This is a genomic window from Bacillus sp. GMs2/2 (genome assembly GCF_050172095.1).
In the GTDB taxonomy this organism is placed as follows: Bacteria; Bacillota; Bacilli; order Bacillales; family Bacillaceae_G; genus Bacillus_A; species Bacillus_A cereus.
Window position 1 is genome coordinate 1 of sequence record NZ_JBNLYE010000151.1, and the last position, 10149, is coordinate 10149.

Here is a 10149-nt window from a genome sequence, read left to right on the forward strand (position 1 = left end):
AAATCTAAGCAAGTAGCAGTATAAATATAAATTCGAGGTGAATGCATGCTAGATTTTAAGCAGTTAGAAACTTGTTTAAAAGACAAGAGATTTGTAGATGGATTACAGGAAATAAATAATGAAATTGCATATATAAAAGAAACGAATACTTTATCCTCTGTGAAGAATTGGCTTGCCAATATTCCTTCGCATAAGGAGTTCGATATATTAATTCGCCTTACTGATGAAGGGCTTATGCACCAATACAGTTCATTCCTCATTCGTTACGCTTATAAAAAATTCCCAAATATGAGAACGCTCTCTTTATATTGTGATGAGTTAATTGATGAGCGGAAAATTCTTGAAGCAGAGCAGTTGTTAAAATCTTCTTTAGAAGAGTTAAGTAAAGAAGAAATAGATGCAGATTTTTTAGCGAAAACATATTTTACGTTAGTACGATGTCTTTTAGAAATGAAACGAAACGAAGAAGCGTTAATGTATATGCAAAAAGCAGAGGAGTACAGTGCGCGCGCAGTGTTTGATAAATGGGGCTACGTTTATATGCATACAGGTGAATGGGAGAAAGCGGAAGAACAATTTATTGCTGGCATGCAGCATGAAGATTGTGAAGAGTTATCTACCTATTTATTATCACAATTGTATGCGAATAAAGGAGAACAAAAACGCGCGATACAGTTAATCGATGATGCGATTGTAAAATTCCCACAAGTACCATATTTTCATTTTGAGAAGATAAAGTATTTATTAGATTTAGAGCAATATGAAGAGATGTTAGCGGTAATAGATAACATAAATACTCAGCTGCCATATCATGCCTATAATACTTACTTTGTACATTTACGTGCAGAAGCACTGTACAAAATGAATAAATTTGCAGATTTACAAAAACTATTAAAAGAAGAAAAGAGTTTAAAAGAATCTTTATATCATAATTTAGAAAAAAATCCGGATGGAAAAAAGGTTCACTTGCCGATAGTTCCTATTGTACAAAAGGATAATTATTGTGTTCCGACAAGTTTAGAGATGATGTTGCGTATATGGGGAGAGAAACGTACACAAGATGAAATAGCAGAGTTTATTTTTGATATGACAGGTTCGAAGTTTTCAGATACTGTTTCTTATTTAGAAGAATTAGGTTATGAATATCGTTATTTTAAAGGGAATGAAGAGAATTATAAGAGACTGATTGACGAAGGAATTCCTGTTTTATTAAGTATAGATATTGAGCATGCTTCACACGTACAAGTTCTATCTGGATATGATGATACATTGCAAGCTTTCTATGTTCAAGATCCAAACTTTATAGAACCAGTTCTTGTGGAATATAGTAAATTACAAGAAAAATATCGTTATACAGGCTGTTTAGCAATCACGTTTGTTCCGAAAGAAAAGAAGGAGCAACTAGCGTTTCTAAGTGAAGAAGAAGATCGTTATTTTAAATCTATTTTTTCTCTTACGGATCATTTAGATGAACATGACAAAGAGGGAATTAGTAACTTAGTACAATTTTTAAAAGAAACGAGTGATAATCCAAATACGTGGTTATATACGATAAAGCACTTAGATGTTGAAGTAGATAAAGAATTTATTTTATATTGTATCGATAAGTTAATGGAAAAGTTTCCGAACTCGGACTTTGTTAAATTGCATGGTGCACAGTGTTTTATTCGTCTTCAGGAAGTAGAGAAAGCGGAGCAAATGCTGACAAGCGTTGAGAAGAAAAATAATCGTGCTTTATATCATTTAATAAACGGAAGATATGCGTTTGAACAGGAAAGTTATCTAGAAGCGATTTCAAGCTTTCGTTCATCGTTACAATTAGACGCAGATCAGCCTATTGCTTGGAGTTTTCTCGCTTTATCCTATATGTATATTGATCAATCTGAAAAAGCATTGCAATACTCTCAAGTTGCGTTAGAGCGTAGTCCTGAAAGGTTCACTTTAACAAATCACGGTTTAATATTAATAGATTTAGAAAGATATGAAGAAGCATATGAAATCTTTAATGACTTGTTAAAAGAGTATAAATATGAAGCGCATGTATGGTATGAACGAGCGAGATGTGCACATCAACTAGGGAAATTATATTTAGCAATAAAAGGGCTTAAAGTAGCGATTCATTTGGATAGTAATGCACCTTACATTTATACGAAACTTTCGGAAATATACGAATCTGATTTGAAGGATGAGGAAAGTGCGAAAGAAATTTTATTAAACGGTATTGAGAATTGTGATGATAAAGCACCTCTTTACGTAAAATTAGGTGACTATCATTTTCAAAATGATAGCTTGGAAGAAGCAGAAGTATTGTATAAGCGTGCTTTAGAAGAAAATGATGAGGATGTTTATTCTCACTTCGGACTTACACAAGTTTATATGGCAAGAGAACAATATAAGGAAGCAAAAGAATATATTCTTGGTCTTGAGAAGCAAATTGAAAAGAGCCAAGATTTCCTCATGAATGCAGGAATGGTTTTATGGGATGCTGAAATTGAACTTGGTGGAAATGAAGAAGGATTTAAAGTAGCGCTATCTAAGTTAGAAAATGGTATAAAGAAAAGTGATTATAATGTAGCAAGTGCGTTAGATGAATATGTGAATCGAATTAAAGGAACGGAATTTGTACAACGAGGTATAGCATTTTTAAGAACGTTACACAAAGAAAGAAATGAAGTAAGTGAGTACGGTTGTTATGCAGGTATTTTGTATGAATCTATTGGACAGTACGGCCAAGCGATGAAAAGATATAATAAGGCGATAGAACAAATGGAAACGGCATTACCGTATTACCGAATTGGCGAAACACTTATGGCATTAGGGCAATTGACGGAAGCAAAGCAGGCGTATGAAACATGTTTAGAGCTTGATGGGAATTTCGTAGGTGTACATTTACAGCTTGCGGAAATATACGAAAAAGAAGAAAACCGTTCTAAAGAACAAAGTCATATGGTTCAGGCGATGAAAGAAGAGCCGTTGCATATTAATATGGAATATTTGGCACAGCTTTCAGTAGAAATGAACCTTCAGGAAGAATTGCTGATTGAACTAGAACAATTAGCGGACGAAGTACCTGAAATATGGCGTTTAGATGCGATTGCATATGTGTACGGAGCGATGAATGAAACAGATAAAGAACAAGCACAGATTGAATACGCGCTACAATTAGATGGTGAGCATATAGAAGTACTATATCATTATGCAAAAGTATTAGTGAAAAAAAGAAATGTAAAAGCAATTGAAGTTGCAATGAAAGTAATACAAAAAGATTTTGATAATGAACGTATATTTGATGTTTATGTAAAAGCAGTAGAGCAACATAAAAAATTGTCTAACATACGAGATTTTCTTCATACATTAAAGGTGAAAAAAGCAGAAAGAAGTGCAGCATTCATGTATGCTGCAGCTGCGGTTACGGAAATATGGATTGAACGCCAGCTGCATGAACAGCCGAAACGATCTATCATTACGAGAGCTTTTTATCGTATGAAAAATCGTGCGAAAGAAATTTCAATGGTTACTATGATAATTGATTTATATGAAATCTCTTTAAAGTTAAATCCGAAAAATAGTATGGCAGCACAGCGATTTGCGCTATTTTATGAGAATGTAGAGATGAATAAAGAAGCAATAGAGATTCTGCACACGTCACTAGAAAATAAATGGGATTATGACGTAGCGAAGCAACTTGTAAATCTTTTCGTTGAGTGCGAGGAAGAAGATATGTTAAGAGATGCTTTGGAATTAACGAAACAAATGGTTCGAGAACTACCAGATGATTATGATACTCTTCTTCTGCAAGCACAAGTATTCTTTAAAGCAGGGGAAGAAAGAAAAGCAGAAAAGATTATCTTACAATTAACAGAGCAAACACCGTTTGTAAGTAGAGCATTTCTTGCTTTAGGAGAAATATATCAAAGTCAAGAAAGGTTTGAAGAGGCAATTCAAGTATTAGAAAATGCTTCTATACATCATCCAAATGAAACAGTAATTCTTCTTTCTTTAGCGTCTTCATATCATGGTGCCGGCCAAACACTAAAGGCAGAAAAAATAACAAATGAAGTATTAACAATGGATGCAAGTGATTTGTTAGCAAGATATGATCGTGCTTGTTATTTAGCACAGTTAAATAGAAATGAAGAGGCGAAGGAAGAGCTTGAAATTGTCCTTCGTGAGGATGACTCGGGATTCTTTGTTGAACTTATTGAGGATGATGAAAATTTAGCAGCATTGCGAGAATTTGAAAAGTAATTGTATAAGAATAGGGGAAAAAGATAAGGATATATTTTGAATTAGTTGACAATTAGTTGCTAAATGGCATAAAATAACTTTTAACAAAGTATACAAATCTGAAGACGAGAAAGAGTAAAATAGTGAGCTGTTCTCCAGAGAGCCGGTATATTGCTGAAAGCCGGTGTGCAGACGTTATTTGAAAATCATCTCCGAGGAGCTGAGGCTGAAAGTAAGTAAGCCCGGACGGATGTCTACCGTTACAAAGAACACGTATGATAGTACGTTGCTAAGTGCTATTAGTGAAAAAGCTAATAGAATTAGGGTGGTATCGCGGGTAAACCCGTCCCTACTTTATAGGGACGGGTTTTTTGTGTGCTTTAAAATATTCAAAGGAGTGATTGTATATGGAAAAAGTAGATGTAAAAGAATCAGCTGTAGGAAGAGAAATGCGAATTCGCAAACAGTGGAACGAACAAAATATTTTCGAACAATCAATTCAGAATCGAGAAGGCGCACAGTCTTTCGTATTTTATGAAGGACCACCAACGGCGAACGGACTACCGCATGTAGGTCATGCACTTGGACGAACAATTAAAGACTTAGTAGCAAGATATAAAACGATGGCTGGTTATAAAGTGTTAAGAAAAGCGGGATGGGATACACATGGTTTACCTGTAGAATTAGGCGTTGAGAAGCAACTTGGTATTTCTGGTAAACATGAGATCGAAGAATATGGCATTGAACCATTTATTCAAAAGTGTAAAGAGAGTGTTTTCACATATGAGAAGCAGTGGCGTGAATTCACTGAAAGCATCGGTTATTGGGTAGATATGGATGATCCATATGTAACTTTAAAGAATCCATATATCGAAAGTGTATGGCATATTTTGGGGACAATCCATGAAAAGGGATTGTTATATAAAGGACATAGAGTCTCACCATACTGCCCAAGCTGCCAAACCTCATTGAGCTCACATGAGGTTGCACAAGGGTATAAAACAGTAAAAGATTTAAGTGCAACTGTGAAGTTTAAAGTGAAAGATAGTGAAAATGAGTATTTTTTAGGTTGGACCACAACACCTTGGACACTTCCAGCAAACGTTGCGCTTGCTGTCCATCCAAATATGGAATACGTTAAAGCAAAACAAGAAGGTCATGTATATATTGTTGCGAAAGAACGTGTACAAGAAGTATTAAAAGAGAACTATGAAGTATTATCTGTTCATAAAGGCGAAGAATTATTAAACACATCTTATACAGCGCCATTTCCGATGAAAGAAGTTACAAATGGTTACCGCGTTATTGCAGCAGATTTTGTAACGGGAGATAGTGGTACAGGACTTGTTCATATTGCTCCAGCATATGGAGAGGACGATTATAGAGTCGTTCAAAGTGAAGGATTGTCATTCTTGCACGTTGTAGATGAAAAAGGTGAGTATACAGAAGCGGTACCATTTTTGAAAGGGAGATTTGTAAAAGATTGTGACGTGGATATCGTTCGTTATTTAGCGAAGGAAGGTTTACTGTATCATAAAGAAAAATATGAACATAGCTATCCGCATTGCTGGCGTTGTGATTCACCACTACTTTATTATGCAGGAGAAAGTTGGTTAATCCGAACAACTGCAATTAAAGATACATTTTTACAAAATAATGATTCTGTTACTTGGTATCCGGATCATATGAAACATGGACGTTTTGGTAAGTTTTTAGAAAATATGGTGGACTGGAATATTAGCCGAAATAGATATTGGGGAACACCATTAAACGTGTGGGAATGTGAAAGTTGTAATCATCAGTTCGCACCGAAGAGCATTGCCGAATTAAGAAAGCATAGTACGAAAGAAACACCGGAAGATTTGGAATTGCATAAGCCGTATGTAGATGAAGTGCAAGTGTGCTGCGGGAAATGCGGAGGCACAATGAATCGTACACCAGAAGTGATTGATGTTTGGTTTGATAGTGGTTCTATGCCATTTGCACAATATCATTACCCATTTGAAAATAAAGAGTTATTTGAAGAGCAGTTTCCAGCGGATGTTATTGCAGAAGGAATTGATCAAACACGCGGCTGGTTTTATAGTTTATTAGCAGTCTCAGCACTATATACAGGAAAAGTACCGTATAAACGAGTGTTATCATTAGGGCATGTCTTAGATGAAGAAGGACAGAAAATGTCTAAAAGTAAAGGGAATGCACTAGACCCAGTTGATTTAGTAGATAAGTTTGGTGCAGATGCGCTAAGATGGGCTTTACTTGTTGATAGTGCCCCGTGGAATGCGAAGCGTTTTTCTGAAAGAACAGTACTGGAAGCGAAATCTAAATTTGTAGATACATTAGTCAATGTGTATAGCTTCTACGTTTTATATGCAAATTTAGATGAGTATAATCCGAAAGAAAAGTATGATGTAAAGCTTACAAAATTAGACGAATGGGTATTATCAAGGTTGCATAGTACAACGAAAAAAGTGAGAACTGGACTTGATGATTATCAATTTACGAATGCAGCTCGTGAAATTGCAACACTTGTAGATGAAGTGAGTAACTGGTATGTAAGACGCTCACGTAATCGTTTCTGGGAATCTGGTATGAACGCTGAGAAAGCAGCTGCGTATGAGACACTTCATGAAGTACTTGTAACAATTAGTAAATTAATTGCACCATTTACACCATTTGTCGCGGAAGACATTCATCTGAATTTAGAAGGAAGCAGCGTTCATTTAGCCGATTATCCAGTTGTAAATGAATCACTACTTCAGCCGAAATTAGAAGCGGAAATGGATGCTGTTTTACAAGTTGTTGAACTTGGAAGAAGTAACCGTAATCAGCATTCTTTAAAAGTAAAACAGCCGCTAGCAGAACTTGTATTACTTGAGCATAACGAGAATGATATGGATTGGGAATCTTATCGTGATATCGTTATGGATGAGTTAAATGTAAAAGCGTTCCATGTTGAACTCGATGAAACAAAATACACATCATATCAATTGAAGCTTAATTTTAAAACAGCGGGGCCGAAGTTCGGTAAAAATGTGAATGCAGTGAATGGTTGGCTAAAACAATTATCACAAGAAGAAGTGCAAAACTTTGTATTAACAGGAAGAGCAGTTTACGAAGCAACACCAGGAGAAGAAGTAGTTGTAACTGCTGAAGATGTGTTAGTTGAGAAAGTTGCAAAATCAGGATTCTCTAATACAACTAACGGACAATATACGGTTATGTTAGATACGAATGTAACGGAAGAATTGTTACAAGAAGGAGTAGCGCGTGAATTCATTCGTGCGGTTCAAGAATATCGTAAACAGTTGAATTTACCAGTTAATTTACGAGTCGATATTATTCTTGATACAGAAGAAGAACTACAGCGAACGTTAACGAACCATAAAGATTTATTGGAAGAAAACTTACTCGTTAAACAATTTACATTTGGTCACTTAACGAACGAAGACGATGAACTTTCTTTAGGTGAAACAAAACTTAGAATTAAATTAAGTGCAGCTAATTAAAGAAAAAAGGAAGTTGGAATGATTCCAACTTCCTTTTTTGTATGATTAGAATTTATTTGACTATACATTCGATAGGACCACTAGCAATTGTCTTTTTTCATAGCGTACCGAACACAATACCGTAGAAATATATTTCTACAGTATTGTGTTCAATTCATACATAAATATTGAGAAAATTTCACTTACCCTAAATGGAAAGGTAATAGAAGTGTTCATAGAGAATTACTCGTAGATTCAATTTTTATCCATCCGTTTTGCGGGGAATGATTGCCTAGTGGTAATGGGATAAGGTTGAGCTACTTTATTAGGGGGAGTGGTTCTATGTTTAATAAAAAAATGGTGGCAATGGCAATGACCGTGCCGTTAGTAATGGGGACGATTTCTACGGTTTCGGCATTGGAAAAACAACAGCAAGTAAAGTTAGAAGCTTATTCGCCACAGAAAAAAGCAACTGAATATTTAAAAGAAAATGCTGCGCAGTATGGATTGAAAACAGATCTTTCAGACTTGCAATATATTTCTACAACAGAAACATCAGTAGCTTCATATGTTAGGTTCCAACAAGTTGTTAATGGTGCACCTGTATTTTCAAAACAAATAACAGTTACGCTTAACGGAGAGGGAAAGGGAGTACTCGCTGTTTCTGATTATCAGCCTGTTACAGGTGTGAAGGAAGTAACGACAAAAATTAGTGAAAAAGATGCAATACAAAAATCAATGGCGTATGTTGGAGAAGCAAGTGAGCAAAATTTATGGGCTCCTACAGATAAAGAGTTCGGATATATTGTTGAAGAAGGAATTGCTCGTCCAGTATATAAAGTTGTAGTCCATTCTAATAATCCATTTGGTGCATGGGAAACATTTATTGATGCAGAAAATGGAAAGTTAATTAAAAAGGTTGATATAAACCGAAAAGCTGAAGGGTCAGGAAAAGTATTTTTACCTAACCCAGTCGTATCTAGCGGTAGTAAAGTAGGCTTAAAAGATAATAACGATGCAGATTCAACAGCTCTAACGAACCAATTAAAAACTGTTACGTTAAAAGGTTTAGATGGAACAGGATTTTTAATTGGAGAATATGTAACGATTTCTTCAAAAGCGAAAACAAAATCTACAAACTTACAATTCAACTATACACGTGCAAATGATAGCTTTGAAGATGTAATGTCATATTATCATATTGATACATTGCAACGTTACATTCAAAGTCTAGGTTTTAAAAATATTAATAACCGTTCGATAAAAGTGAATGTTAATGGTACAACTGATGATAACTCATTCTATTCTCCATCAACAAAAGCTTTAACTTTCGGTACTGGCGGTGTTGATGATGCAGAAGATGCTGGTATTATCGCACATGAGTATGGGCATTCGATTCAAGATAACCAAGTTCCTGGCTTTGGTAGTTCAGCAGAAGGTGGAGCGATGGGAGAAGGATTTGGCGACTTCTTAGGTGCTACATATGAAGATGCAGTATCGACTACTGGATATGGTAAAGCATGTGTTGGAGAATGGGATGCGACTGCTTATTCTAGTTCAGATCCGACGTGCTTACGCCGATTAGATACGAATAAAGTGTATCCGAAAGATATTACAAATGAGGTACATGATGATGGGGAAATTTGGGCACAAGGCCAATATGAAATGGCACAAGCATTTGGACGTGATGTAGCAACGAAAATTATTTTACAATCGCACTGGTCATTAACACCAAACTCTAAATTCAGTGATGGAGCAAAAGCGATTAAGCAAGCGGATGCTCTTTTATATGGCGGACAACATGCTGCTGATATCGATCGCATTTGGGCAGCGAGAGGTATTAGTACGAATTAATATAAAAAGTCGTGGCATTTATAAGCCACGACTTTTTAATTTGCTTACGAACTGGTACTAGTAAATAAAGCTATATCAATGATAGTGTGAATATATCCGTATCCCATTTACTTTTTAGCTTCTTTAAAAACAAAATGCTCTTTAAATTTGCTAGATTCAACTTTTTGACCATTTCGCATCGATCGGAATGGGTGTTCTTGCCATGTAATAATAACATCAACTTCATCTGCTTTTGTAGCAACGGGTAAATTAGCGTGTTCAAATCCAGTTTTTCCACTTGCCAAACGACTTTCCTTTAGGGAAAAGAGTTCATATTTCGTTTTCTTATTTGGTTCGTTGCGGAATACTTCGACGTTTACATTATATACTTCACTATTCCCGACATTCTTTACTGAAAAATGATATGTTTGAAATTCATCTTTTTTAGCTTGAAGCATATTCTTGTTTGTTTTTTTCGGTTTATCAATATTCACTTGCCATTGATCAGAGTTTTGAGAGATTGGTAAAGATTTTGGTGAATAGGCATACGTTTCATTTACTACAATTAAGCAAAACAAAAGGAGAAAGAAACTAATTGCTT

4 protein-coding genes and 1 other annotated feature are annotated in these 10149 nt (G+C 35.4%); of the genes, 3 read left to right on the forward strand and 1 reads right to left on the reverse strand.

Going from position 1 to position 10149, the window contains the following annotated elements:
• Window positions 1-45 precede the first annotated feature (45 nt).
• The 3 genes from ACQGS6_RS17600 to ACQGS6_RS17610 all read left to right on the forward strand — a co-directional run bounded on the left by ACQGS6_RS17600 (window position 46) and on the right by ACQGS6_RS17610 (window position 9569).
• Window positions 46-4248, forward strand: coding sequence for a tetratricopeptide repeat protein (locus tag ACQGS6_RS17600; RefSeq protein ID WP_426965359.1), 4203 nt, complete (start codon window positions 46-48; stop codon window positions 4246-4248).
• A gap of 92 nt (window positions 4249-4340) precedes the next feature.
• Window positions 4341-4581 (forward strand) — a binding site (T-box leader).
• 53 nt (window positions 4582-4634) lie between these two features.
• Window positions 4635-7736 carry an isoleucine--tRNA ligase gene (gene ileS, locus ACQGS6_RS17605; protein ID WP_426965361.1) on the forward strand — a complete coding sequence of 1034 codons (3102 nt, stop codon included), beginning with the start codon at window positions 4635-4637 and terminating at the stop codon, window positions 7734-7736.
• 321 nt (window positions 7737-8057) lie between these two features.
• Entirely contained in the window at window positions 8058-9569 is a 1512-nt protein-coding gene (locus ACQGS6_RS17610) for a M36 family metallopeptidase (protein WP_000482274.1), read from the forward strand.
• Window positions 9570-9676: 107 nt separating this feature from the next.
• Here the strand turns inward: ACQGS6_RS17610 and ACQGS6_RS17615 are convergent.
• The coding region (locus tag ACQGS6_RS17615) for a hypothetical protein (protein WP_426965362.1) at window positions 9677-10149 on the reverse strand (473 nt) is incomplete at its 5' end.

Coding starts and splice junctions, on each gene's coding strand:
- ACQGS6_RS17600 (WP_426965359.1), top strand. CDS start 46: ATGCTAGATTTTAAGCAGTTAGAAACTTGTTTAAAAGACAAGAGATTT.
- ileS (WP_426965361.1), top strand. CDS start 4,635: ATGGAAAAAGTAGATGTAAAAGAATCAGCTGTAGGAAGAGAAATGCGA.
- ACQGS6_RS17610 (WP_000482274.1), top strand. CDS start 8,058: ATGTTTAATAAAAAAATGGTGGCAATGGCAATGACCGTGCCGTTAGTA.